Source organism: Nocardia sp. NPDC050406, from assembly GCF_044459025.1.
GTDB lineage: Bacteria > Actinomycetota > Actinomycetes > Mycobacteriales > Mycobacteriaceae > Nocardia.
This window is the reverse complement of the sequence record NZ_JBITIM010000004.1, coordinates 284,650-309,046: the sequence shown is the minus strand read 5'-3', so window position 1 is coordinate 309,046 and position 24,397 is coordinate 284,650. Positions and strand designations below refer to the sequence as shown.

The 24,397-nt window shown below is 66.8% G+C and carries 23 protein-coding genes and 1 riboswitch; of the genes, 14 read left to right on the top strand and 9 right to left on the bottom strand.

Features of this window, described 5'->3' with window-relative positions:
* Window positions 1-2 precede the first annotated feature (2 nt).
* A complete protein-coding gene (fadD5, locus tag ACIBH2_RS30145) occupies window positions 3-1,574 on the bottom strand; it encodes a fatty-acid--CoA ligase FadD5 (protein WP_397123619.1) in 1,572 nt (523 codons plus the stop codon).
* Window positions 1,575-1,949: 375 nt separating this feature from the next.
* Here fadD5 and ACIBH2_RS30140 point away from each other — a divergent pair, with 375 nt between their 5' ends.
* The 3 genes from ACIBH2_RS30140 (at window position 1,950) to ACIBH2_RS30130 (ending at window position 6,878) form a co-directional block, all read left to right on the top strand.
* Window positions 1,950-2,921 (top strand): NAD(P)H-dependent flavin oxidoreductase, encoded by a 972-nt coding sequence (locus ACIBH2_RS30140; RefSeq protein ID WP_397123617.1) that lies wholly within the window; start codon window positions 1,950-1,952, stop codon window positions 2,919-2,921.
* Between the two features lie 335 nt (window positions 2,922-3,256).
* Window positions 3,257-6,481 (top strand): acyltransferase domain-containing protein, encoded by a 3,225-nt coding sequence (locus tag ACIBH2_RS30135; RefSeq protein WP_397123615.1) that lies wholly within the window; start codon window positions 3,257-3,259, stop codon window positions 6,479-6,481.
* Window positions 6,482-6,488: 7 nt separating this feature from the next.
* Entirely contained in the window at window positions 6,489-6,878 is a 390-nt protein-coding gene (locus tag ACIBH2_RS30130; RefSeq protein WP_397123613.1) for a hypothetical protein, read from the top strand.
* A gap of 91 nt (window positions 6,879-6,969) precedes the next feature.
* Here ACIBH2_RS30130 and ACIBH2_RS30125 read toward each other — a convergent pair whose 3' ends face one another.
* From ACIBH2_RS30125 to ACIBH2_RS30115, 3 genes are all read right to left on the bottom strand, one after another.
* Window positions 6,970-7,365, bottom strand: a complete 396-nt coding sequence (locus tag ACIBH2_RS30125) for an RNA-binding S4 domain-containing protein (protein ID WP_397123611.1) — start codon at window positions 7,363-7,365, stop codon at window positions 6,970-6,972.
* Window positions 7,366-7,368: 3 nt separating this feature from the next.
* On the bottom strand, window positions 7,369-8,043 hold the full coding sequence (locus ACIBH2_RS30120) for a C40 family peptidase (protein WP_397123609.1): 675 nt from the start codon (window positions 8,041-8,043) through the stop codon (window positions 7,369-7,371).
* A 16-nt stretch (window positions 8,044-8,059) separates the two neighbouring features.
* Window positions 8,060-8,224: riboswitch (cyclic di-AMP (ydaO/yuaA leader) on the bottom strand.
* Window positions 8,225-8,626: 402 nt separating this feature from the next.
* Complete coding sequence (locus tag ACIBH2_RS30115) at window positions 8,627-8,878, bottom strand: hypothetical protein (RefSeq protein WP_397123607.1); 252 nt, start codon at window positions 8,876-8,878, stop codon at window positions 8,627-8,629.
* A gap of 212 nt (window positions 8,879-9,090) precedes the next feature.
* On the opposite strand from ACIBH2_RS30115, the gene ACIBH2_RS30110 reads away from it, so the two are divergent.
* A complete protein-coding gene (locus ACIBH2_RS30110; protein WP_397123605.1) occupies window positions 9,091-10,275 on the top strand; it encodes an AAA family ATPase in 1,185 nt (394 codons plus the stop codon).
* On the opposite strand, the gene ACIBH2_RS30105 is transcribed toward ACIBH2_RS30110, so the two are convergent.
* Window positions 10,232-11,155, bottom strand: a complete 924-nt coding sequence (locus ACIBH2_RS30105; protein ID WP_397123603.1) for a LysR family transcriptional regulator — start codon at window positions 11,153-11,155, stop codon at window positions 10,232-10,234. The two genes, ACIBH2_RS30110 and ACIBH2_RS30105, sit on opposite strands and share 44 nt — an antisense overlap.
* 117 nt (window positions 11,156-11,272) lie before the next feature.
* On the opposite strand from ACIBH2_RS30105, the gene ACIBH2_RS30100 reads away from it, so the two are divergent.
* The 7 genes from ACIBH2_RS30100 to ACIBH2_RS30070 all read left to right on the top strand — a co-directional run bounded on the left by ACIBH2_RS30100 (window position 11,273) and on the right by ACIBH2_RS30070 (window position 19,497).
* Window positions 11,273-11,728 carry a GNAT family N-acetyltransferase gene (locus ACIBH2_RS30100; RefSeq protein ID WP_397123601.1) on the top strand — a complete coding sequence of 152 codons (456 nt, stop codon included), beginning with the start codon at window positions 11,273-11,275 and terminating at the stop codon, window positions 11,726-11,728.
* Window positions 11,729-11,855: 127 nt separating this feature from the next.
* On the top strand, window positions 11,856-13,811 hold the full coding sequence (locus ACIBH2_RS30095; RefSeq protein ID WP_397123599.1) for an acyl-CoA dehydrogenase family protein: 1,956 nt from the start codon (window positions 11,856-11,858) through the stop codon (window positions 13,809-13,811).
* 362 nt (window positions 13,812-14,173) lie between these two features.
* A complete protein-coding gene (locus ACIBH2_RS30090) occupies window positions 14,174-15,145 on the top strand; it encodes an alpha/beta fold hydrolase (protein WP_397123597.1) in 972 nt (323 codons plus the stop codon).
* Window positions 15,146-15,307: 162 nt separating this feature from the next.
* Entirely contained in the window at window positions 15,308-15,598 is a 291-nt protein-coding gene (locus tag ACIBH2_RS30085; protein ID WP_397123595.1) for a hypothetical protein, read from the top strand.
* 350 nt (window positions 15,599-15,948) lie between these two features.
* A complete protein-coding gene (locus ACIBH2_RS30080) occupies window positions 15,949-16,782 on the top strand; it encodes a hypothetical protein (protein ID WP_397123593.1) in 834 nt (277 codons plus the stop codon).
* Window positions 16,783-16,819: 37 nt separating this feature from the next.
* Complete coding sequence (locus ACIBH2_RS30075; RefSeq protein WP_397123591.1) at window positions 16,820-18,748, top strand: fumarate reductase/succinate dehydrogenase flavoprotein subunit; 1,929 nt, start codon at window positions 16,820-16,822, stop codon at window positions 18,746-18,748.
* 2 nt (window positions 18,749-18,750) lie between these two features.
* Window positions 18,751-19,497 carry a succinate dehydrogenase/fumarate reductase iron-sulfur subunit gene (locus ACIBH2_RS30070; protein ID WP_397123589.1) on the top strand — a complete coding sequence of 249 codons (747 nt, stop codon included), beginning with the start codon at window positions 18,751-18,753 and terminating at the stop codon, window positions 19,495-19,497.
* 100 nt (window positions 19,498-19,597) lie between these two features.
* Here ACIBH2_RS30070 and ACIBH2_RS30065 read toward each other — a convergent pair whose 3' ends face one another.
* From ACIBH2_RS30065 to ACIBH2_RS30055, 3 genes are all read right to left on the bottom strand, one after another.
* The gene (locus ACIBH2_RS30065; RefSeq protein ID WP_397123587.1) at window positions 19,598-19,735 is read right to left on the bottom strand and encodes a hypothetical protein; all 138 of its coding nucleotides are present in this window, start codon (window positions 19,733-19,735) and stop codon (window positions 19,598-19,600) included.
* A gap of 174 nt (window positions 19,736-19,909) precedes the next feature.
* A complete protein-coding gene (locus ACIBH2_RS30060) occupies window positions 19,910-20,113 on the bottom strand; it encodes a DUF397 domain-containing protein (RefSeq protein ID WP_397123585.1) in 204 nt (67 codons plus the stop codon).
* On the bottom strand, window positions 20,110-21,024 hold the full coding sequence (locus ACIBH2_RS30055) for a helix-turn-helix domain-containing protein (protein WP_397123583.1): 915 nt from the start codon (window positions 21,022-21,024) through the stop codon (window positions 20,110-20,112). The genes ACIBH2_RS30060 and ACIBH2_RS30055 overlap by 4 nt, the downstream gene beginning before the upstream one ends.
* Before the next feature lie 452 nt (window positions 21,025-21,476).
* On the opposite strand from ACIBH2_RS30055, the gene ACIBH2_RS30050 reads away from it, so the two are divergent.
* From ACIBH2_RS30050 to ACIBH2_RS30040, 3 genes are all read left to right on the top strand, one after another.
* The gene (locus ACIBH2_RS30050) at window positions 21,477-21,680 is read left to right on the top strand and encodes a hypothetical protein (RefSeq protein WP_397123581.1); all 204 of its coding nucleotides are present in this window, start codon (window positions 21,477-21,479) and stop codon (window positions 21,678-21,680) included.
* Between the two features lie 357 nt (window positions 21,681-22,037).
* Window positions 22,038-22,505, top strand: coding sequence for a GNAT family N-acetyltransferase (locus ACIBH2_RS30045; protein WP_397123579.1), 468 nt, complete (start codon window positions 22,038-22,040; stop codon window positions 22,503-22,505).
* 14 nt (window positions 22,506-22,519) lie between these two features.
* Entirely contained in the window at window positions 22,520-23,374 is an 855-nt protein-coding gene (locus ACIBH2_RS30040; protein WP_397123577.1) for a hypothetical protein, read from the top strand.
* Here the strand turns inward: ACIBH2_RS30040 and ACIBH2_RS30035 are convergent, their stop codons facing one another.
* Window positions 23,375-24,358 (bottom strand): SCO2521 family protein, encoded by a 984-nt coding sequence (locus tag ACIBH2_RS30035; protein WP_397123575.1) that lies wholly within the window; start codon window positions 24,356-24,358, stop codon window positions 23,375-23,377.
* Between the last annotated feature and the right edge of the window lie 39 nt (window positions 24,359-24,397).

Sequence of the window (24,397 nt, the reverse complement as noted above, 5' to 3'; positions counted from 1 at the left end):
GATCAGGCGTCGGCGTACTGCTTGCGCAGCTCCACCTTGACCACCTTGCCGCTGGCATTGCGCGGCAGCTCCGGCACGATCACCAGATCCTTGGGATGCTTGTAGCGCGCCAGGTTCTCGTTGAGGAACGGGGTCAGCTCCTCGAGGGTCAGCTCGGTGTCGGGCAGCAGCGCCACCACGGCCACCGGCACCTCGCCCCACTTCTCGTGGGCACGGCCGATCACCGCCGCCTCGTGAATCTTGGGGTGGGCGAAGAGCACATTCTCCACCTCGGCGCAGTAGATGTTCTCACCGCCGGAGATGATCATGTCCTTCTTGCGGTCCACCACCCAGACGAAGCCCTCCTCGTCCTGCTTCACCAGGTCGCCGGAGTGGAACCAGCCGCCCTCGAAGGCATCCGCGGTGGCCTCGGGCTTGTTCCAGTAGCCCTGCATGAGAGTCGGTCCGCGGTAGACGATCTCACCGATCTCGCCGGGCGCGACATCGTTCATGGCGTCGTCCACCACGCGGGCCTGAATGGTGGGGATGACCTTGCCGACCGAGCCGAGCTTGCGCAGCGCGTCCTTGCCCTCCAGCACACAGGTGATGGGCGACATCTCGGTCTGGCCGAAGACCGCCACGTTGAAGGCCTCCGGGAAGCACTCGGCCATGGCCTTCAGCACCGTGTCGGAGGCGGGGGCCGCGCCCCAGCACAGCGAGCGCAGCGCCAGCTTGCGCTGGGTGACCGTCGGCTCCTCGCAGATCATCTGCCACTGCGCGGGGACGCAGAACGCGGTGGTGGCCTGTTCGGCCTCCACGGCGTCGAGCCATTCGGTGGCGTTGAACGCGCCCAGCGGATGCAGGATCGTCTTGCCGCCCAACATGAAATACGGCGTGAGCGAGCCCAGCCCCGCGATGTGGAAGAGCGGGGAGGTGCAGAAGCCGATGGAATCGGGGGTGATCTCCATGGCCCGGATACAGGTCAGGCCCTGCGCGGTCATGTTCGCGTGCGAGAGCACCGCGCCCTTGGGGCTGCCGGTGGTGCCCGAGGTGTACATGATCAGGCAGGGGGTGTCCTCCGGAATGTCCAGCGGCGCATGCGGTTCGCCCGCCTCGGCGAGGAAGTCGTCGTAGCCGATGACGCCCTCGCCGGTCTGCCCGTTGATGACCACGCAGGTCTCGAGGGCCGGAGCCTGGCCGACCATGGCGGTGGCCAGGGGCTGCAGCATGGTGTCGGTGACGATGGCCTTGGCCCCGGAATCGCTCACGATGTAGGCGACCTCGGGCGGGGTGAGGCGGAAGTTCACCGGTACCGCGATGGCGCCCAGGGCATTGATGCCCATGACGGCCTCGATGTACTCGGTGTAGTTGAGCGCGAGGATGAGCACGCGGTCGCCGAAGCCGACGCCGCGCCGGGCCAGGGCGTCGGCGAACTTCTCCGAGCGCTGGTGCAGCTGCAGCCAGGTGGTGTCGACGCCCTTGCAGCGGAAGGCCACCTGGTCGGGCCGCATGGCGGCATGGGTCGCGATCTGGTTGACCCAGTGATTGCGCCGCGACCGGATGGGCTCGTCGAGCGGTTGGAAACCGGCGGTCATGCCACGTGCTCCTCTCGGACCGTCGCCTGTGCTGCCCCGGGTCTTCCGACGGCGTCGACGGTTGAACAAAGGCGAGAATAGCAACTAACTTTTTGGCGTGACAAGGGTTACAGAGAAGGTTCTGGCCGAAATTTGTCATTCGATCATTTGCCAGCTCAGAGGCATAGATAATGCTCGAGTCGCGACAGTGACGGTGGCCGTTTATCCACAGGTTGGCCGCAAGTACCGATTCCAGAGCGCAAATGATCGCTCACATGAGGGTTGAACCCCCATATGCAACTATGCGACTATCGGGGCAGTTCGGGCGTGCGTGCGACCCGAAGGGTCCGCCGCCCGTCGGCGCGCGGGTCGCGAGAGGCAAGGGAGGACAGCTCAATGCTGCGTACCAGGTTCACCGAGACGTTCGGCGTGGAGCACCCGATCGTGCAGGGCGGCATGATGTGGGTCGGCCGCGCCGAACTCGCCGCCGCGGTGTCGGAGGCGGGTGGCCTCGGCATCATCACCGCGCTCACCCAGCCCACGCCCGAGGACCTCCTGAAGGAGATCGAGAAGGCGCGCTCGCTCACCGACAAGCCGTTCGGCGTGAACGTCACCATCCTGCCGTCGATCAACCCGCCGCCGTACCAGGAGTACGTCAAGGCCATCATCGAGTCCGGCGTGAAGATCGTCGAGACCGCGGGCAGCAATCCGGAGCCCTTCCTGCCGTACTACAAGGAAGCCGGAATCAAGGTGCTGCACAAGTGCACCAGCGTGCGGCACGCGCTGAAGGCGCAGAAGATCGGCGTCGACGGCGTGAGCATCGACGGCTTCGAGTGCGCGGGACACCCGGGTGAGGACGATGTGCCCGGCCTGATCCTGATTCCGGCCGCCACCCAGGCGCTGGAGATTCCGGTCATCGCCTCCGGCGGTATCGCCGATGCCCGCGGCCTGGTGGCCGCGCTGGCGCTGGGCGCGGACGGCGTGAACATGGGCACCCGCTTCATGTGCACCCAGGAGTCGGCCATTCACCAGTCGGTGAAGGAGCAGATCGTGGCGCACACCGAGCGCAATACCCAGCTCATCTTCCGCACCATGCACAACACCGCGCGCGTGGCCGACAACGAGATCAGCCGCAAGGTCGTCGAGATCGAGAAGGCGGGCGGCAAGTTCGAGGATGTGCGCGATCTCGTCGCCGGTGCGCGCGGTCGTCGGGTGTTCGAAGAGGGCGATCTGGACGCGGGCATCTGGTCGGCCGGTCAGGTGCAGGGTCTCATCAATGACATCCCCACCTGCGCGGAGCTGGTGTCGCGCATGGTGACCGAGGCCGAGGCGCTCATCAACTCGCGCCTGGCGGGCATGATCGCCTGACATTCCAGACAATCGCGGCAAGCGCTCCGGGCGGATTCGCCCGGGGCGCTTGTCGTTTCGCGCGGGCTTTACCGCATGTCCCGCCCCGTGGGCAGGAGGAGACCGGTGGGTGCGCGCATCGTGATCGCCGGTGGTTCGCCTCCGCCAAAGCCTTTCGGGGCGGGCGAGTACTCGGCATAATCGCGGGAGTACCTCGGCGGCGGGGACCGCCGGACGCGGGAGGGAATTCCTGTGCGGGAGAGTACGACAGCGTCGGCCGGATTCACCTCGCGCCACCGGCACGCGTGTGGCTGCGCCATGCCCGCCGCATCGCTTCGACCTCGGCGCGCCGAGCAATGAACCCGCTACCCGGTGGTGGATTATTGCCCGAGGTGGCCATTGTCGGGTTGGGGCGGCGATGGCCGGTGGAAGGTCTTGCGGCTGAATGGAACCGACTGGACGCTTTCGATCATGACTGGTTCGGAGTGCCGGAACGGGAAGCGGCCGAACTGGATTCGTGGCAGCGGATGAGCCTCGAGGTGGCGGTCGAGGCGCTCGACGACAGTGGGCTGGGGCATCTGGCGCGGGGGTCGAACGCGGCGGTGGTGTTCGGAGCCTGGCGCGCGGTGGGCAATATCGCGCAGCGGCTGTCGCGGGCACTCGGGACGCACGGCCCCAGTCTGGTTCTGGACAGCGGGGATTCGTCCTCGGTGGTCGCCGTGGACATGGCGGTCCGGCTCCTGGCCGACGGCTCCGTCCCGTTCGTCATAGCGGGCGGCGTGGATCTGCGTCTCCTGCCCGGCATATCGGACGAGCGCCGCGAACTCATCGCGGATCGCTCGACGGCGGGCAGCTGCACGGTCGTCGTACTGCAACGCACCGCCGACGCCGAGCGGACCGGTGCGCGCATCATCGCCGAGATCGCCGCCACCACCGCGCACAGCGCCATCCCGCTGCGCGGCGACCGCGCCGATGCGCACAACCACGAGGTGGCCCGCCTCGACCGCGGCGACGAACCCCCCGTCCTGATCCCCATCACCGGCCGCGATACCACCGAGGTCCACGACACGGCCCGCTACTGGGCCACGACCCTGCACACCTTCCGTTCCCTGCGCGAATTCGCCGCCGCCACCGCGAGATTGCGCCCCGACCCCACCCGCGCCGCCATCCTCGCCCACAGTCTCGCCGACGCCACAACCCAACTCCACGCCCTGGCCGCCCGCATCACCGCCGCGAACCAACCAGTCTCCGCCGCCCACCGCTCCAGCCCACCAGCACTACCTAGCCCCGACCGCACGGTGGTCACAGAGGTCTTCGGCCCCACCACCCCCAGGATGGCCACCGCGACAACCTCACCGGTACGCGACACGGCCAACCAGGACCGGGTCACCGGTCAACCCGGCGGTCTCCTGTTCGTATTCGCCGGGGCGAGTGAACCGTACGCGGGCATGGCCCGCGGGTTGGCAGCGCGCTACCCGATCTTCGCCCGAGCACTGATGGAGGCCACGGACGCGATCGTGGCAGCGGGCGGACCACGGGTATGGACACCGCGCCATGGGTTCGGCGGCGGGCACAAGACCGACACCGGCAGCGGCCAGGGCGGCTCCCCTGAAATCGGCAGTGGCCACGAGGATCACGGCAGCCCCATGCACGGCAATGGCCGCGGCAGTACCGATTGGGTGAGCGTGGATAGGCGTGCTGAGCCAGGGCCGACGAGCAGTATCGGCCGGGAGGGTGGTGGGCGCGGAAGCGCCGAGGGCGGTAGCGCTACCGGCCGAACGGCCGCCGATGACAGTTCGAGCGTGGGTCATGTGCGAGCGGGTGACGGTGCGAGTACCAGCCGCGTGACGGGCAATGGCCAGGTGGCTGCCAGTTGCATGACCGGCAATGGCCGTCCGGGTGTCGATCAGGTCGGCGGTGAGGGTCACGTTGGTGCGGCTCCCGGTCGAGCCCACAGCAGCAGACGGGTGTTCGCGGAGGCGGCGACCTTCGTGTATCAGGTCGCCATGGGGGAGTTGTTGGCGTGGTGGGGAATCCAGCCGGACGCGGTGGTTGGGTATGGGGTAGGGGAGATCGCGGCCGCAGCGGCCAGCGGCGCGCTCTCGTTGGCTGACGCCGCGCGAGTTCTGGTGGTGCGCAGCGGGATTCTGTCGCAGATGGACGGCGAGAGCGCGACCGCCGTGCTCGAAGCGACTGCGGCGGAGGCAATGCGGTTGGTTGAACCGATGCGGGCGTTCGTGGCGGTGACGGCTATCGACGGGGCGCGGTCGATCACCGTATCCGGCGAGCCCCGCTATATCGATGCATTGGTTCGGCGCGCGCATCGGCGGACCATTTTCGCCCAGCGGCTCCCCGACGCCCCGGGGAGCTGGCAGTCGCCGGTTTCCGGGCTGCGGGCCCACGAATTGGCTTCGACAATCCTGGAGCAGCTGCACGGGATGACACCGAAAGTTCCTACCGCGAAGGTCTATTCGACCGCACGATCCGGCGCGGTCATCGAGCACGCGGAGCTGGATGCCGCCTATTGGGGTGAAAACGCTTCGAGTCCAGTAGATCTCGCCACAGCGCTGCAAGTCGCTGCTTCCGAGGGTATTTCGACCGTGTTGGAGATCGCGCCGCACCCGCGCCTCGTCGCCACCGTGCGGGAGCATGTCGCCTTCCGGGACTCCACCCACCCCGTCGCCGCCCGTGGCGACGAACCCGCGACCTTTCTCCGTGCTCTCGCCCACCTGCATCTCGAGGGCCGACGGCTCGACTGGACTGTCCTCGGGCCCTTCACCGCACCGCCGCCACGCCGTCGGTGGCGGCGACCGGACCACGCAGCGAACCATTTCGGAAACCACACCGCCGCATCAGCGCCGACCTCGAACGGAGTTGCTCGGGAGCGCGACAAGCCCGTCGACTCCCCTGGGATCGCGCCGCCCGAAGCGCTGGAGTGGGGGATTCGGCAATACGCGTCCTCCAATGGCGCAGCGCCGCACCGCACATCGCGGGGAGCTGCGCTCGTACCGGCGGACGTGAGCCGATCGGGCGTGGTCGGTACCGGTCCCGATACCTGCCCGACTCCGCAATCGCCGCCGACTGCGGTGCACGAGGTGTTCCCGGCGGTCGAGGTCCGTCCGGAGAACACCTACCTGGTCACCGGCGGGCTCGGGTCGGCGGGCGTCGCGGCTGTGCGCTGGTTGCTCGGGGCGGGGGCGCACGACGTGGTGCTGCTGACCCGTGAGCCACGGGCACTGCCACCGCCCCTGAGCGGTATGGAGGACCGAATCGTATTGGTGCGCTGCGATATCGGCGACCGGAGCGATCTCGCGCATGTGTTGCACGATCTGCGTGAGTGCGGGCCGCCCATTTGCGGGGTTGTGCACACCGTGGCCGAAAGCGCGGAGGCCGCCGCCACTGTCCTGGAGCTCACCGCCGCCGACACGACCGACTTCACCGTGCTGGTGTCGGTGGATCTCGAGTCCGGCGCGATCTCGGAGAAACTGGCTGTCGCGCACGGGTATCGGCGCATCGTGCGGGTGGTCTGGGAGGCGGAGTTCAGCGTGTCGGACGAGGCGGCGGCGGTGGCGCGGGAATGATGACGCCATGGCGGAGCCGAGGGTCGAGGTGAAGTGGAAGAAGGAGCCGGAGGAGCACGACTATCCGGCGGCGGCCGATTTCCTGGAACTGCTGGCCGAACCCGATGTCATCGAGACCGTGGTGCGGGAGCTGCGCGCCGCGCCCGTGGAGCACAAGAAGGCCAAGGACATCCTGCGGGCCGCCCGGCTCGACCTGGCCCCCGCGATGAACCCTTACGTGCGCCGCGACCTGGAGAAGATCGTCGCCGGTAAGTCCCTGTCCCCGATCCTGGTGGTACGCGGCGACTTCCGCACCGGCGTACCCCTTCAAATCGCCGACGGCTACCACCGCGTCTGCGCCGTCCACTACGCCGACGAGAACATCGCCATCCCCTTGAAGATGGCCGCCCTCCCCTAGCGCCTGGTCCGCCGAGGTGGACATGCGATCACCAGGTACTGATGGCGGCATTTCCCGACAGGCTCCCGCCACCACCACCTGGTCGACGGCGCTAGTCGTCGGCGCGGCCCAGGAGGCGGTCGGTTTCGCGGCGTTCGCGTTTGGTGGGGCGGCCGGAGCCTCGGTCGCGGCGGGGCATGGCGGCTACCAGTTGCGGGTCCGGGGGCGGGGGGCTGTGGTCGATGAGGCATTGGGCGGCGACGGGCGCGCCTACGCGTTTGGTGATGACGCGTTCGACCACGACTATGCGTTCCAGACCGCTTGCGCGCACCCGGATCTCGTCGCCGGGTTTGATCTGATGGGCGGGCTTGACCGTCACGCCATTGACACGCACGTGCCCGGCGCGGCAGGCGGCCGCGGCCGCCGATCGGGTCTTGAAAAGCCGTACGGCCCAGATCCACGCATCAACGCGGGCCTGGGCCGACTCACTCACTGGAGCAGGAGCCACGCACTACACGATACGGCGTGCGGTGACCACCTGGTCGGAGCGGAGGTTGGTGTAGGAGACCGGGGTGCCGGACTGAACGGCATTGAGCAGCTTACCGTCACCGGCGTAGATGCCCACGTGCCCGCCGCCATTGGTGACGACGATATCGCCGGGAGCGAGGTTCTCGAAGGCGACCGGCTGGCCGACGTGCGACTGCTCGAAGCTGGTGCGCGGCAGATCGACTCCGGCCTGCTTGTAGGCCCACTGCACGAGACCCGAGCAGTCGAAGTTGTACGGGCCGGACGCGCCCCAGGAGTACTGGGCGCCGACCTTGGTCTTGGCGGCCTCGAGGGCGATGTTCGCGGGGCCCTGGTTCTGCTGCTGCATGAAGCCGGGGAGCCCGAACTGCGGCGGCGCGATACCGGGCAGCTGTGCTCCGCCACCCACGCCCAGACCGCCACCGAACTGGTTGGTCTCCGGGTTGGTGGCTCCGGTCGTGAAGGCCTTCACCTGCGTATTGACCGCTGCGGCATCCTGATCCGACAACGGGGTGTCGAAGGTGCCGATACCGGGAATGTCGATGGGGGCGGCCCCCGCCTGGATTGCCGGGAAAGCTCCCGTCGCGAAAGCGCCCGCTACAAGAGCGCCCTTGACGGAATTCGGCAACCGAGATTCCCGTTGCAAGCTGTGCTTACCCACTGAGCCGCATCTCCGATCTTCCTTGCTCTGACCGCCGACCGAGTTAGCTGACGGGTTCGGGCCGGGAAGATCGGCCCTACCCCATCGACCTTGTGGCCGACGAGGATTCACCCCACGAACTCTGGGTCCCCGGTTCGATCTCGGATACGGATCCCGATGATCGATTAGGCGGTAACGTCGCGGGCCGCCTCTCCGATGAAGCGACAGACTCCGCTAAGTCACGAGAAGATTACGGCCAGGCGGGGATGTTGTCCACCCCACAGGAGGGTGTGTCGCGGCGAGTCGCGAAATGTCCCGCTGAGCGGACGATTCGCGCATCTCGAGCCGGATCACAACCTGGTCTCGACCGCCATACCCGCGTTATCGAATCGAAAACCTGGTGACCAGGCATCACGGGGCAATCAGGGGGTCGACCACGGCATCAACTGAGCGGCAAACCATCTCGATGCGGCCCCTGCGGCGAGGGCGCGGCGGCTCAATTGCGACGCCGCCGCAGTCGCGTTAGAACCGCCTCACACAATGCGGTCGTACCTCTCGAAACGGGCAGCGGCGGGCGGCCTCTCGCACCCGCCGACGCGTCCACTCACTCGCCCGCGGTGACCGCCCGCTCCAAATGTTCGATCCGCCGCCGGGCATCGGCCAGCTCGACCTCGAGTTTGCCCAGCGCCATCACCAACGGCCCGACCGCGAGATCGGCGACGAGTTGCGGGTCGTCGTAACCCCGTTCGATGGCCACCAGGATGTTGTTGCGAATACGCGCGGCAACGGTCGCCTCATCGGGCACGTTCCAGGATTCGACCACCTCCGCGACGGTGGGTGCGGCATCTTCCGACATGGTCCCTCCCTGCGCTGGATCGTTCGCGAATCAGACATAAGAGTAGAGATGCGCGCTCGCGCGCGGGCGATCCGGAACCTCGCGTTCGCAAGAGTGCACGGGCACACCGACAATTCCTTACCCCACCGGCGCGTGTGCCAATCGATAACTGTCTCTAAAGGGTTCGGTAGACACGCCGATATTTCCCCGATTTCCCGCTACGGTGGGGCGGCATGGATCCCGTGCGCAATCCGTACGCCCCCGGAGCAGGGCAGCGTCCCCCCGAGCTGGCGGGCCGCGACCGGCAGCTCGACGCCTTCGATGTGGTGCTGGAACGCATTGCCCGCGCCCGCCCGGAGCGCAGCGTCATGCTCACCGGTTTGCGTGGGGTCGGCAAGACCGTCCTGTTGAATCAGCTGCGCTCCGCGGCCCGTTCGCGCGGCTGGGGTACGGGCAAGTTGGAGGCGCGCCCGGATCAGGAGCTGCGGCGGCCGCTCTCCTCGGCGCTGCACATGGCGGTGCGCTCCATCGCGGTGCAGCATCGCAATCCCGAGCAGGTCGACGACTTCCTCGGCATTCTCAAGGCTTTCGCGCTGCGCGCCACCGCCGACAAGGGCATGCGGGAGCGGTGGAATCCGGGGATCGACGTGCCCGCCGTGACCGGTCGGGCCGATTCCGGCGATATCGAGATCGACCTGGTCGAATTGCTCATGGAGGCGGCGCAACTGGCCCGCGACTGCGGCGTGGGTATCGCGCTGTTCATCGACGAACTCCAGGATCTCGGGCCCGCCGATGTCTCCGCCATCTGCGGTGCGTGCCACGAATTGAGCCAGGACGCCGCGCCTTTGATCGTGGTGGGGGCGGGCCTGCCGCATCTGCCCGCGGTGCTCTCGGCCTCCAAGTCCTACTCCGAGCGCCTGTTCTCCTACCACCGCATCGACCGTCTGGACCGCGACTCCGCCGATCAGGCGCTCATCGCCCCCGCCGAGCGCGAGGAGGTCAAGTACACCGAGTCGGCTCTCGACACGCTCTACGAGAAGGCGGACGGCTACCCGTATTTCGTGCAGGCCTACGGCAAGGCCACCTGGGATGTGGCCGCCCAGAGCCCGATCACCGCCGACGATGTGGAGGTCGCCGCACCGCACGCGGAGGAGGAATTGGCCGTCGGGTTCTTCGGTTCGCGCTACGAACGCGCCACTCCGGCCGAGCGCGAGTACATGCGCGCCATGGCCGATCTCTCCGGCGACGACGGACCGGTGCCGACCGCGGCGGTGGCCAAGCATCTGGAGCGCAAACCCGCCTCGCTGTCCCCGGCCCGGGACGGATTGATCAAGAAGGGCCTCATCTATTCGGCGGAACGCGGAACCATCGGGTTCACGGTTCCGCACTTCGGTCGATATTTGCGTGGGGTGCAGTAGCTCTGGGCAGTAATGCCAGGAAATTGCGGAGCAGGGCTCGATCGTCGTCGGTACGGTGCGCCACGGAAATGGTGGTGTCCGCGTCGGTTTCGGTGAGCGGAATGATGCGGACCGAGGCCGGGGCCGTGAAGGTCGCGCTGCGCGGCGCGATGGTGATGCCGAGTCCCTCGGCCACCAGATACATGATGGTGGTCCAGGTATTGCCCTCTTGGACGATGCGCGGTCGGCACCCCGCTTCCCGCAGCGGCGCGAGGTTCTTGTCGTGCGCGAGCGCGCCCGCGGCCCGGGGGAAGAACACCAGCGGATGCTCGCCCAACTCGCCCCCGGTCATGGTGGCGCGTCCGGCCTGCGGGTGGTCGGCGGGCAGGACCGCGACGAAGGGCTCGGTAATGAGCGGTTCGGTGTGAATACCGGGCAGGTCGTCCGGGTCGCGCACAATCGCGGTATCCAGTCGACCGGTGCTCAGCTGCTCCATCATTCGTGAGCTGTAGCCCTCCACGAGATCCACCTCGACCAGCGGATACCGCTCGCGAAACAGCCGCACCCCGCGCAGCGGCTCCAGCGGCAGCACCGAGGGCACGAAGCCGAGGTAGAGCCGCCCCTGACTGCCCTGTCCGACGCGCGCGACCTCGTCCAGATCGCGGGCGGCGTGGCCGAGGATGGCCTGCGCGCGTTCACGCAGTACCGCCCCGGCCGGGGTGAGCGCCACGCTGCGTGAGGTGCGGTCGAAAAGCCTTGTGCCGAGCAGGGTTTCGAGGCGGCGAATCTGCTGGGTCAAGGCGGGCTGGGCGATGTGCAGCCGCGCCGCCGCCCGGCCGAAGTGCAGTTCGTCGGCGACGGCGAGAAAGTATCGAAGATGCCGCAGCTCCACCCCATCCATAAGGTGAGCGTATCAATCCGACTTATCAAGTATTGGACGTTATAGTTCGAGCCCCGGCATGCTGATCAGGTGCCTCAGCCAACACCATCCCCAACCCAGTCCATTGTCGTGGAACCCATGCGCACGGCCGCCGACGCGCGGGCGTTCAAGGAGATCAACGAGGAGTGGATACACGCCTACTTCACCCTCGAGCCCGCCGATTCCCATCTGCTCGACAATCCGGAGTCCGAGATCGTCGCCAAGGGCGGGCAGGTGCTGATCGCCCGCGACGGCGCCGAGATCGTGGGCTGCGGCGCGGTGGTGCCCGAGGGCCACGGCGTCTACGAGATCTCGAAAATGGGTGTGCCGCCCCGACATCGGGGACGCGGTATCGGCCGCCTGGTCTTGGAGGCCGCCATCGAGTACGCGCGGGCGCAGGGGGCGACGACGCTGTATCTGGAGAGCAACAGCAGGCTCGCCAATGCCGTGCATCTCTACGAATCGGTCGGATTCGAACACGTGCCGCCGGGCTCGCTGCGCGACAGCCCGTACGCGCGCGCCGATGTCTTCATGAAATTCGATCTGAGCGATTAGCGGAGCAATTGCCCGCAATTCAAGATCATTGCGTGGCAACGCATTTCAGACGGGCAACAGATCTACCGGTGGGTAACAAAGACTCCTACACTCGAATGTGATTCCGATCACGGTCGAGGAGGACATCATGGCGACTACCGCCAAAGTCGACGCCACCGAGGAACAGGCCCGGCAGCTCGTCGAGGAATCCCGCGAAACCACCTGGGCCAAACCCTCGTTCGCGAAGGAGATGTTCCTCGGCCGGTTCCGGCTCGACCTGATCCATCCCTATCCCCGGCCCAGCGCCGAGGACACCGCCAAGATGACGGCGTACCTGACCCGGCTGCGCGCCTTCTGCGAAACCGTCGACGGGATGCGCATCGAGGAGGAGGGCCGGATCCCCGACGAATACGTGCGCGGTCTGGCCGAACTCGGCTGCTTCGGGCTGAAGATTCCCGAATCCTATGGGGGAGTGGGACTTACACAGGTCGGCTACAACAAGGCGCTCATGCTGGTCGGGTCGGCGCACCCGAGCCTCGGAGTACTGCTGTCGGCGCACCAGTCCATCGGCGTGCCGGAACCGCTGAAGCTGGCGGGCACCCCCGAACAGAAGCGGGAGTTCCTGCCGCGCTGCGCCGCCGGGGCGGTCTCGGCCTTCCTGCTCACCGAACCCGATGTGGGCTCGGATCCGGCGCGCATGGCCTCCACCGCCACGCCGACCCCGGACGGCGAGGCCTACGAACTCAATGGCGTGAAGCTGTGGACCACCAACGGCGTGGTCGCGGAGCTGCTCGTGGTGATGGCGCGGGTGCCCCGCAGCGAGGGCCATCGCGGCGGCATCTCGGCGTTCATCGTGGAGGCCGACAGTCCGGGCATCACGGTGGAGCGGCGCAACGCCTTCATGGGATTGCGCGGCATCGAGAACGGCGTCACCCGGCTGCACAATGTGCGGGTTCCGAAGCAGAATCTGGTCGGGCGCGAAGGCGACGGCCTGAAGATCGCGCTCACCACCTTGAACGCGGGGCGGCTGGCCATTCCGGCCATGTGCACGGCGGCGGCCAAGTGGGCGTTGAAGATCGGGCGCGAATGGTCGGCCACCCGCGTGCAGTGGGGGCGGCCGGTCGGCGAGCACGCGGCGGTCGGGGCCAAGCTGTCCTTCATCGCCGCGACGACCTTCGCGTTGGAGGCCGTCCTGGACCTCTCGGCGAATATGTGCGACGAGGACCGCAACGACATTCGCATCGAGGCGGCGCTGGCCAAACTGTGGGCCTCGGAGATGAGCTGCGAGATCGCCGACGAACTGGTGCAGATTCGCGGCGGGCGCGGCTACGAGTCGGCGGCCTCGCTCCGGGCGCGCGGCGAACGAGCCGTGGCCGCCGAACAATTGGTGCGCGATCTGCGGATCAATCGCATTTTCGAGGGCTCCAGCGAGATCATGCGACTGCTCATCGCGCGCGAGATGGCCGATGCGCACATGGCCGCGGCCGGGGCGCTGGTGGACCGCAATGCCGAGATGAAGGACAAGGCCAAGGCGGCGGTGGGCGCGAGCGGGTTCTACGCCAAGTGGTTCCCGCAGCTGGCGGTCGGCGCGGGCACGGTACCGGCCACCTTCGGCGAATTCGGTCCGCTCGCACGGCATATGCGCTTCGTCGAGCGGATGGCGCGCAAACAGGCGCGGGCGCTCATGTACGGCATGGCGCGGTGGCAGGCGAAGCTGGAGTACAAGCAGGGCTTCCTGGGTCGCATAGTGGATATCGGCGCGGAGCTGTTCGCCATGTCGGCGGCGTGCGTGCGGGCGCAGGCCGAGGTGTTGAAGGGCGGACCCGAGGGCGCGGCGGCCCAGGAACTGGCCGATGTGTTCTGCCGCCAGTCGCGGCTGCGGGTGCAGCGGCTGTTCGACGCGCTGTGGGCCAATACCGACGACGAGGACGGCGAGCTCACCCGCGGCCTGCTCGACGGCCGCTACCGCTGGCTCGAGGACGGCGCACTCGATCCCAGCGAGGGCACCGGGCCGTGGATCGCCGAATGGCAGATGGGGCCGTCGACCGAGGCCAACCTGTTGCGGCCGTTCCTGCCCTCGACCCGGGCCTCGGCGGCGACGTAACCCGAAGACTCCGGACGCCGTACCGGAAAGGGCCTGATTCGTTGACGGTCAGGCCAATCTGCCCCTATCTAGGTCTGACACTAGATAGGGGCAGATTCCGGTGTTCGGGGCTGCGGTCATAACTATCTACACGTTTCTAGCTAGATCGCTAGATTTCTCTAGATTCGATAATCGACACATCTTGGCAGTGCTTTCTAGCGGGTTCTTGGCTCTGCGCCAGAGAAACGCAGATTTACCGATCGGCTCGTATCGATCACCGGCGTCAGTTGGACAACTTGTCTATAACGCCTGGTGTAGCCGGTTAACGCGGCGGCAATCCCTATCGACAACCGGGCAAAAGGCGAACTCTTCAGGAGGCCGTCATGTCCTTGCTCACCCGCCGCGCCGCCGATTTCGACGGCCACCACCTCACCGTTTCCGCCGATGACGGCGTGCCCATCGCAGTACGCGAATTCGGCGCGTCCGACGCCGCCGTCACCGTGGTGTTCGCACACGGACACTGCCTGCGCACCGAATCCTGGGTGCTGTTGCGCGAACACCTCCAGCGACACTGGGGCGAGAGTGTGCACATGGTCTTCTACGACCATCGGGGACACGGGGATTCGGGTGCGGCGGATCCGCGCACCTACACCATCGACCAGCTGGCCCACGATCTCGACGCGGTACTGCGCGCTGTCGCCCCCACGGGACCCGTTGTGCTGGTGGGACATTCGATGGGCGCGATGGTGACGCTCGCCTACGCCCGGCTGTTCCCGGAGGCCATCGGCACCCGGATCATCGGCGTCGGACTCATCGCCGGTGCGGCCAACAGCGTCACCCGGGTGGGGCTGGGGCGCTTCCTGAGCGGTCCCGCCGTGACCTCGCTACAGGTGGCGGTGCGCCGTGCGCCGCGGGTCATGCAGGCCTCGAAACACTTCAGCCGCAGGGTGTTCGAGCCCATCATGCGCGATGCGGCGCTGGGCACCCGCAAGGTCAGCCCGCGCGTGCTGGCGGTCGCGACCACCATTCTCAACGAGACGCCGCTGCTGACCATGTCCAGCTTCCTGGACTCGCTCATCCGCTTCGACGAGACGGCGACCCTGCACCGCCTGGGCGTCATTCCCTCACTGGTACTGGCGGGTTCGGCGGATATCGTCATCCCCTTCGCGCATTCGGTGGTGCTGGCCTCCCAACTCGACGGGGCCGAACTGGTGCGACTCGACGGCGCCGGGCACAGCGTGATCCTGGAGCGCGCCGAGGAGGTGGCCGCGGCGATCGTCGGACTGGTCCAGCGCGGCGTCGCCGCCATGACCGGCGGACCGGAGTTCGGGCCCGAGTACGCGGTCGCGGGCTAGCGCGAAATCCGCCCTGGCGGGCGGCCGAAACGGGCGTAGCCTGGGCTCAGGCACCCCGTCCGAACAGGGCGTTTCCCACTCGAACGAGCTAGATCCCCATTCATGCCGTACTGTGTTGTAGATCACGATGTGTGGTCTGTCACACGGCTCGAGGAGGTTTCGATGACACGCAGCGAGATTGCGGAACTCCGCTACGCGGTCGGCCAGCTCCGGCAGTGCGTCACCGCCCTGCGCTCCCACTACGGGGACGCGGGCCCGATACGTCGCCTGGAGAACGACCTCGAACGCCTCAGCATCGACGCCGACGAGTTCGAGCAGGCCCCGCCGCCGGAGGTCTCCACCAAGCGAGATCAGGACGTCATCTACGTCCCGGACTCCAAGTCCGACGAAGCGGCCTGGATGGGCGCGCAGGACGAGGGCCTCGGCTTCCACTCCCGCCCGCGCACCAAGTAACGCGAGAAGTCCACGCACGCGCCCGCCGACGCGGGCGCGTGCGTTCGCGTCTTCGGGGTGACCGGCCGAGGGTGGGCACGACGAAATTTGGGGAGCGCGACGGGATTTCACGGAGCGCCCCGAATCGCCCTGGGCACGAGTCGAGCTCCGGGGGTTGCGGTTTGTTCACTGTGCGGACCAGCGCCCGACCCAAGATCAAAATGTGGTGCAAATCACGTGATCGGGCGCGGGTCCGAATTTCCGGGACCGGGGGCGGGTGATAGCGGAACTGTCGTATGGTGCTGGGCATCACATTCGATGCCGGAGGTAACGATGACGTTCCACGGGGTAGATCAGCGAGGCATCCAGCAGTGAGCGCCGCACCGACCAGCGCCCCCGAAACGGGGTCGACCGGAGTCTTCAGCAAGAGCCGCGCCGCCATCGCGGCACGTACGCTGCGCACCGACCGCTGGTGGGTACCACCACTGGTCACGGTGCTCGGCTTGGCCGCGTTCATCATCTACGCGACCATCAGATCCTTTATGCGGGACGATTATTGGGTCCCGGACTACCACTATCTGACGCCGTTCTACTCGCCGTGCATCAGCGATTCGTGCGTGGCGGGCTCGAGCCACTTCGGCACTCCGGTGGGCGAGCTGCCCGCCTGGATTCCGCTGGGCTTCCTGGTGTTGCCGTTCCTGTTGCTGTTCCGGCTCACCTGCTACTACTACCGCAAGGCCTACTACCGGGCGGTCTGGTTCTCGCCCCCGGCCTGCGCGGTCGCCGAACCGCACGCCAAATACACCGGCGAGACCCGACTTCCGTTGATCATCCAGAACGCGCACCGCTACTTCTTCTACATCGCGGGCATCGTGGCGGTGATCAACACCTACGACGCGGTGCTGTCCTTCCACGCCAAGGACGGCGGCTTCGGCATCGGCCTCGGCACCATCATCATCACCGGCAACGCGATACTGCTGTGGGCCTACACCCTGTCGTGTCACTCCTGCCGCCATATCGCGGGTGGTCGCCTGAAGAACTTCTCGGCGCATCCGGTGCGGTACTGGTTCTGGACCCAGGTGTCCAAGCTCAACACCCGGCACATGCTGCTGGCCTGGACCACGCTCGGCACGCTCGTGCTGACCGATTTCTACGTCATGTTGGTCGCCGGAGGCACGATCTCCGACCCGCGCATCCTCGGCTGACATCCAATCCCCAAGCTTCCCAGGAGTATTCGGTCCTATGCCTGAAGTCGAACGGCACTCGTACGACGTCGTCGTGATCGGTGCTGGCGGTGCTGGCCTGCGCGCTGTCATCGAGGCGCGCGAGCACGGTCTCTCGGTGGCGGTGGTGTGCAAATCGCTGTTCGGCAAGGCGCACACCGTCATGGCCGAGGGCGGCTGCGCCGCCGCCATGGGCAATGCCAACGAGAAGGACAGTTGGCAGACCCATTTCAAGGACACCATGCGCGGCGGCAAATTCCTCAACAACTGGCGCATGGCCGAACTGCACGCCCAGGAGGCCCCCGATCGGGTCTGGGAGTTGGAAACCTATGGGGCGCTGTTCGATCGGACCAAGGACGGTCGCATCAGCCAGCGCAACTTCGGCGGTCACACCTATCCGCGCCTGGCGCACGTGGGAGACCGCACCGGCCTCGAACTCATCCGCACCATGCAGCAGAAGATCGTCTCGCTGCAGCAGGAGGACTTCGCCGAGACCGGTGACTACGAGGCGCGCATCAAGGTGTTCGCCGAATGCACCATCACCGAACTGCTCAAGGACGGCGACGCCATCTCCGGCGCGTTCGGCTACTGGCGCGAGTCCGGCCGGTTCATCCTCTTCGAAACGCCCGCGGTGGTGCTGGCCACCGGCGGAATCGGCAAGTCCTACAAGGTGACCTCCAATTCCTGGGAGTACACCGGCGACGGCCACGCGCTGGCCCTGCGCGCCGGGGGCACCTTGATCAATATGGAGTTCCTGCAATTCCATCCGACCGGCATGGTGTGGCCGCCCAGCGTGAAGGGCATTCTCGTCACCGAGGGCGTGCGCGGCGACGGCGGGGTGTTGAAGAACTCCGAGGGCAAGCGGTTCATGTTCGACTACATCCCCGCGGTGTTCAAGGGCCAGTACGCCGAGACCATCGAGGAGGCGGACCAGTGGTTGAAGGACAACGACTCCGCGCGCCGCACCCCCGACCTGCTGCCCCGTGACGAGGTCGCGCGGGCCATCAACGAAGAGGTGAAGGCGGGCCGCGGCACCGAACACGGTGGCGTGTACCTGGATATCGCCTCGCGCATGCCCGCCGCGGAGATCGTGAAGCGGCTGCCGTCCATGCACCACCAGTTCAAGGAACTGGCGGATGTGGACATCACCAAGGAACCCATGGAAGTTGGGCCAACCTGCCACTACGTCATGGGCGGCATCGAGGTGGATCCCGACACCGGCGCGGCGCGGGTGCCCGGATTGTTCGCCGCCGGTGAGTGTTCCGGCGGTATGCACGGCTCCAACCGCCTGGGCGGCAATTCGCTCTCGGATCTGCTGGTCTTCGGCCGCCGTGCCGGGCTGGGCGCGGCCACCTACGTGGAGGGGCTCACCCGCCGACCGAAGATCTCCGACACCGATATCGCCGCCGCCGCGAAAACCGCGCTGCAGCCGTTCGATCCGCCCACCACGGGCCCGGGGGAGAACCCGTACACGCTGCACACCGATCTGCAGCAGATCATGAACGATCTGGTCGGCATCATCCGCAAGGAGCACGAACTGCGGGAGGCGATCGACAAGCTGTCGCAGCTGCGCGACCGCTTCGACGAGGTCACCGTGGAGGGGCACCGGCAGTTCAATCCCGGCTGGCACCTGGCCATCGATCTGCGAAATATGTTGCTGGTCAGCGAATGTGTGGCGCAGGCGGCGCTGCTGCGCACCGAGAGCCGCGGCGGGCACACCCGCGACGACCACCCGAATATGGATCCGGCCTGGCGCAACAAGCTCCTGGTGTGCCGGGTCGATCCGGACGAGGTCGGTTTCACGGTGCCGTCGGTGACGGTCACGCCGGAGGACCAGGTGCCCATGCGTGACGATCTGTTCGCCCTCTTCGAGGTCGGCGAACTCGAGAAGTATTACAGCCCAGCGGATCTCGGCGCTCACCCCGCGTCCGGGGAAGGGAAGGCCTAGCCATGGGGTACGAGGCGAAATTCAAGGTCTGGCGCGGCGATACCGAGGGCGGCGAGCTCCAGGACTTCACCGTGGAGGTGAACGAGGGCGAGGTGGTGCTCGACATCATCCACCGACTGCAGGCCACGCAGGCCCCGGATCTGGCGGTGCGGTGGAACTGCAAGGCGGGCAAGTGCGGTTCGTGCTCGGCGGAGGTGAACGGCCGCCCGCGGCTGCTGTGCATGACGCGCATGTCCACGTTCACGCAGGATCAGGTGGTGACGGTGACGCCCATGCGCACCTTCCCCATCGTGCGCGACCTGGTGACGGATGTGTCGTTCAACTACGCCAAGGCGCGGGAAATCCCGTCGTTCACCCCGCCCGTGGATCTGAAGCCCGGGCAGTACCGCATGCACCAGCAGGATGTGGAGCGCTCACAGGAATTCCGCAAGTGCATCGAATGCTTCCTCTGTCAGGACACCTGCCATGTCGTTCGTGATCACGAGGAAAACAAGGTGTCGTTCGCGGGACCGCGATACCTGATGCGCATCGCCGAATTGGAAATGCATCCACTCGATGTCGCGGACCGGCGCGATCTCGCACAGGACGAGGCCGGGCTCGGTTACTGCAATATCACCAAGTGCTGCACCGAGGTCTGCCCGGAACACATCAAGATCACCGACAATGCGCTGATCCCGCTCAAGGAGCGGGTGGCCGACCGCAAGTACGACCCGATCGTCTGGCTGGGAAACAAACTCTTCCGGCGGTAGCGATACGCAGGTCACGGCATGAATTTGGCCGGAATCCAACAGGATTCCGGCCAAAACCACGTCGCCACGGCGGGGTACGCCTGCTTGTCGGTGGCCCTGCTCACAGCATTTCCACCACGCCGACCGCCACGGCCCCCACCAGCACCCCGACTGCCAGTGCGGGCAAGAATGCCCCGGTCAGCACGAATACACCTACGGCCGATACCGCGAAGAGCATTCCTACGATCAGTCTTTCCACCCAATCGTCGGGTAGCAATTTTCGGTACCGGGGTTGAGAATTTCTTAGCCCTCGGTCCACGCATTATGGGTTACCCGCGCCCGCCGCGGGCAAACATACTTTTGTTGTGGAAAGGTCGCCGTTTCGTGATCTTCGGTAGTGGGTACCGAGATCTCGATACCCATTACCTATTACTCATTCGTCGAACGCGCCTTTACCGATATCCGCGGTGAAACTCGCCCACTCGCCGTCGCCGAACACCAGCGCGGGGCCGTCGGGATTCTTGCTGTCGCGCACACCGACCCGGCCTCCGGGCAGGAACGCGACCTCCACGCACTCCTTGCCAGCGCCACTGCGACTGCTCTTGAACCAGTGCGCACCGGCCAGTTCCATAGTCATGCCGAATACTCCTTCGCCACCTGCCGCAGCAGGTCCCTACTGGTTTGGATGTCGGACGCGCAGCGCTCGAGACACTCCTGTGCCCGGCGATACCGCTGCACGTCGCCTTGCCTCTCGAGATACAGATCGCCGGTGAAACCCTCGACATAGACCACGGGCGGCTCCACCGGCTGCCCCCTGCCGTCGGTCCCGAACTCGAGAATCACGAACGGCCCGGTCGAAAGTCCCAGGGGGACACCGGCACTGAAGGGCAGAATACGCAATGCGACATTGCCACGGGTGCTCAACTCCGCCAAGTGCCGCACCTGCGCCGCCATCACCTTGGCACTTCCCACCGACCGGTGCAATACCGATTCGTGCAACACCATTGCGACGGTGGCGGGATGGTGACGGCGGGTGATCATCGCCTGGCGCTGCATCCGCAACTGCACCCGGCGTTCCAACTCGGCCTCGGAATCCTCCGGATAGCCGAGTCGATTGAGGGCACGGGCGTAGTCGGCCGTCTGCAGCAGACCGGGTACCAGTTCCGACTGGTAGCAGGAAAGCTGCTGGGCGGATGCCTCCAGGCCCACGTACACATCGAAGTTCTCGGGAATCAGATCGCCGTAGGAATGCCACCAGCTCTTCACCGCCGCCTGCTGTGCCAAACCCTTGAGCCCCTCGGCGATTTCGTCGGGGATGCCGTAGATACGGCACAGCTCCTGGATGTCGATGGTGCGGATGCGATCGGCATTGCCCTTCTCGAGCCGCTGGAGCGTGCTGGCGCCCCATTCCATGAGCTTGGCGGCCTCGGCTATGGTCAACCCGGCTTGGGTGCGCCAGTCCCGCAGATAGCGGCCGAGCTGGCGTCTCGGCAGCGTCGATGCGGCACTCGAGGAATTCGCGGAACCAACTGACACAGCGCGCTCCATTCACAGGGGTTGGGCGCGGGCGGTCACCAAACACTGGAAGTCTTGCAGCGCTGGAAGTCTTGCAGCACACCGGCTCCCGCCCCAACGCACATCACATCGGCAGGGGGCTTCGTCCACTATGGACAATCCTGCTCCCCCAAGCGGATTCGCTGCTGGGAATTCGCGCGTTTTTCCGGACGAATCTGTGAAACGGCTACGCCGAATGTCTGCTCGTGGTGTGCTGAGAATGTGCCCGGAGCGGACAGCACCTCGGCCCCTTCCTTGACTGAAACCTCCGGGCACGCTTCAGAACTCGCACGCAGGGACAGGATTCACACGCAGGAACGAGGAGTCATGGCTGAAGGCGTCACCCTTGCTCGTGTCTGTACCGCTCGTTCGGCAACCGGCCGGACAACCTGGGAGGGACTCCCGCCGCCGCGGGGTCGGAACAGGCGCGCGGTGGAGGTGGCGTAATGCAGCTGACCTCGTTGAACATGCATGTCGCCGGGCTCATGCGCTGCCGGACCGACCCCGGTGTGCTCACCGTGGACCAGGCGCACGCGGCCATGCAACTGCATCTGGATTGCACCGTGGAGACCTGTCGGGTGCGGCGGCGGGCCCGCGCCACCCTCGTGGAGGAAGGGCGGTGTGTCCTCGATGAGCGCGCCCTCCCGTAACCGCCAGCGCCACACGAAGCCCGACCGAATTGACCGATTTCTATACCAACTGGTGTGGTTGCTGATGGATATCCGACGGAACTTGACGACTGATTTCGCACGATGGGGTAACTCGTCGGGCACGCCCAGAATAGTTGCCGCACACGACCGCAGGCACGCGTACACGAAGGGCCACGGCTCTCAGCCGGGCGCTGAATACGCGGAGAGGCGGACCAGTACCCACCGGCGTTCAGGACTCTGAGTGTCGGTGTCGGTTCGGCCCGCCCCGACCGCCGAAGGGGTGGGCCGAACCGGATCCAAACGAAATCACCACGACCTACCCTGAAGTCATCGCACCCGCGCTGCTGAGGGGAAGCCGTGGTCACATCTGGACCGGTACCGACAATTCGGTCTGCGGGCACGGATGATCTCGCGGGTATTCAGGCCATCGAGTGGGAGCAGTTCTCGCACCTCGCGTATCCGTATTTCGTGCTGCGGCAGCTCTTCGAGTTGCACGGAACGGACTGGACGGTAGCCGAATTCGAGGGACGGGTGTGCGGCTATGTGCTGACCGCCATCAGCGCCGAGCGGTGCGCCTGGTTCCTCGGCTTCGCGGTCGCCGGTCACTGTCGGGGACGCGGATTCGGGCGGAATCTGCTCGAGGCGGCACTGGAACACTGCCGAAAGGCCCGCGCGGACCGGGTTTTCGTGACGGTGCGGCCGGACAACCGCACCGCCTACCGACTCTACGAGGATGTCGGTTTCGTCCGGTCCGATCACGAGGCCGCCTACTTCGGCCGCGACGAGCCCCGAGATGTGTTGGTACACAAGCTTTATCATTGCTAGCTTTACCATTGATCATGCTGGAACGGGCCGCACCATCCTCACCGTTCGTCGCCGCCATGACGACGCGCATAGAACGACACGCCGCCAACTACGCGGAGGATGTCGAGCGATTCCTGGACCAGCCGCGCAGTCTGCGACGGCACGCCACCGAACAGCCGCTGCTCGATACCTTCACCCGACATGTCGAGGCCGTGGTGGCCACCTACGATCCGCCGGGCATTCGGCGGGTGGGCGACAGCCTGGTCTTCGGACACCTCTACGCCGCGGCGCTGGGGCAGGACGGCGACGAATCAGCGCCCACCCCAACGGATCTGCTCGCCGCGCTGCTCGCCGCCGAGGTGGAGTTCCGGGGACCGCTGCGGTTGAGCCGCACGCAGAATCGGCAGCTCGCCGAGAACTACGAGCGGCTCGGCGCGCCCCTGGTCGCGGTGGGCCTGCCCGCGCACGCGGCGCTGGCCTTCCACCGCGCCGGTGGCCTCTACCGCAATGACGAGGACGTCGATGCCGAGGACCGGTGCGGGCTGGCGGTGGCGCGGGCCAAGCGGTTGGCGCAGCCGGTGCGGTGGCGGCGGGTGGGTGGCCTGTTCCCGGATCTGGTGTGCGGCTACGGCTATCGGCCGTTCCGCATGCTGTTCTGGATCGCCTTGCAGTTGGCCGTGTTCAGCGTTCTCATCGCGCTGGTCTCGGACGATCCCGTCACCACCAGCATCTACCAGTGCATGGTGAACTACCTCAATCCGCTCGGCCCGGGCGATACCGAGGGCCTGCGCACCGGCGGCCGGGCCATCTACATCACCGAATCGTTCCTGGGCACGGTGACGACCTCGGTGTTCTTCGCACTGCTGGTACGGCGCTGGTTCCGGCTGTGATCACCACTCCGCGGTGCTGATCTTGGCGCTGCGCAAGGCCTCCAGGGTGGCCACCGCCAGCCGGTCGCGCAGGCGGCCGACCTGGGCGCTCCACTGGCGGCTGAACCCCGGATCGCTCTCCAGCCGAGTCCACAACTCGCGCAGCCGAGTCGGGGTGTGCGCGCCCGGCATCCACAGGTGCACGAGCTGTTCCAGCAGCGGATTGAGGGCCACCACGGCGTCGCGGCCGGGACCCGACCGATCGGCGTCGGCCAGTGCCGCGGACAGCGTGGTGAGCAGCCAGTCGTGCGCCGCGAGGTCCTCGCAGAAGCGTTGCACCCCACCGAGATCGCGCGTACTGGGCACCATGATCCGGACCGTGCGCAGCGATTCGTCCTCGATGCGGAAGGCGAACAGCGTGCGGGGCCGATCCTCGCCCTCCACCGGCGGCGCCACCCGGGCGGCCCAGCGCAGCCGGGTGGCGGTGGTGCGCACCGGCGGCTGCTGGTCGAGGCGGTCGTCCATGCGCACCCGGGTGAGCATGCGATCGCTGATCGAGGCCAGGTCGAGGGTTTTGGCGGTGGAGGCCTCCAGGTACCCCTCGCTCAGATCGATGGCGGCGGCGGTGTCGTCGCCGAGCCGCGGAATCAACTCGACCGCGCCGACCTGGGCGAGATAGTGCGACCACGGCCGCCGCGCCGCCACCGGGGCGCGCACCACGCGGGTGCTCGACGAACTCTGGGCGATCCGCCCGCCGACCACCACCGCGTGCGACGCCACGGTCCCGATCGCGCGCGTATTCGACCGTGAGACCGTCGCGAGGGCGCAGTCCACGCCGACCGCCGAGCTCGGTGAAATAGCCAGCGGCACAGGCCTTTCCCGCGCCAGCACGCGGCGGCCCGGTTGCAGTGTCAACAGCTCGGTGACATCCTCGGCGGCCAAGGTGTCGGAGGTGGGCAGCAGGCAGGTGCGCACCTCGCCCAATACGACCAACGGGTCGCCCATGTCACCACCTGCCCGTATTCGATCCGGTGTCTACCGACC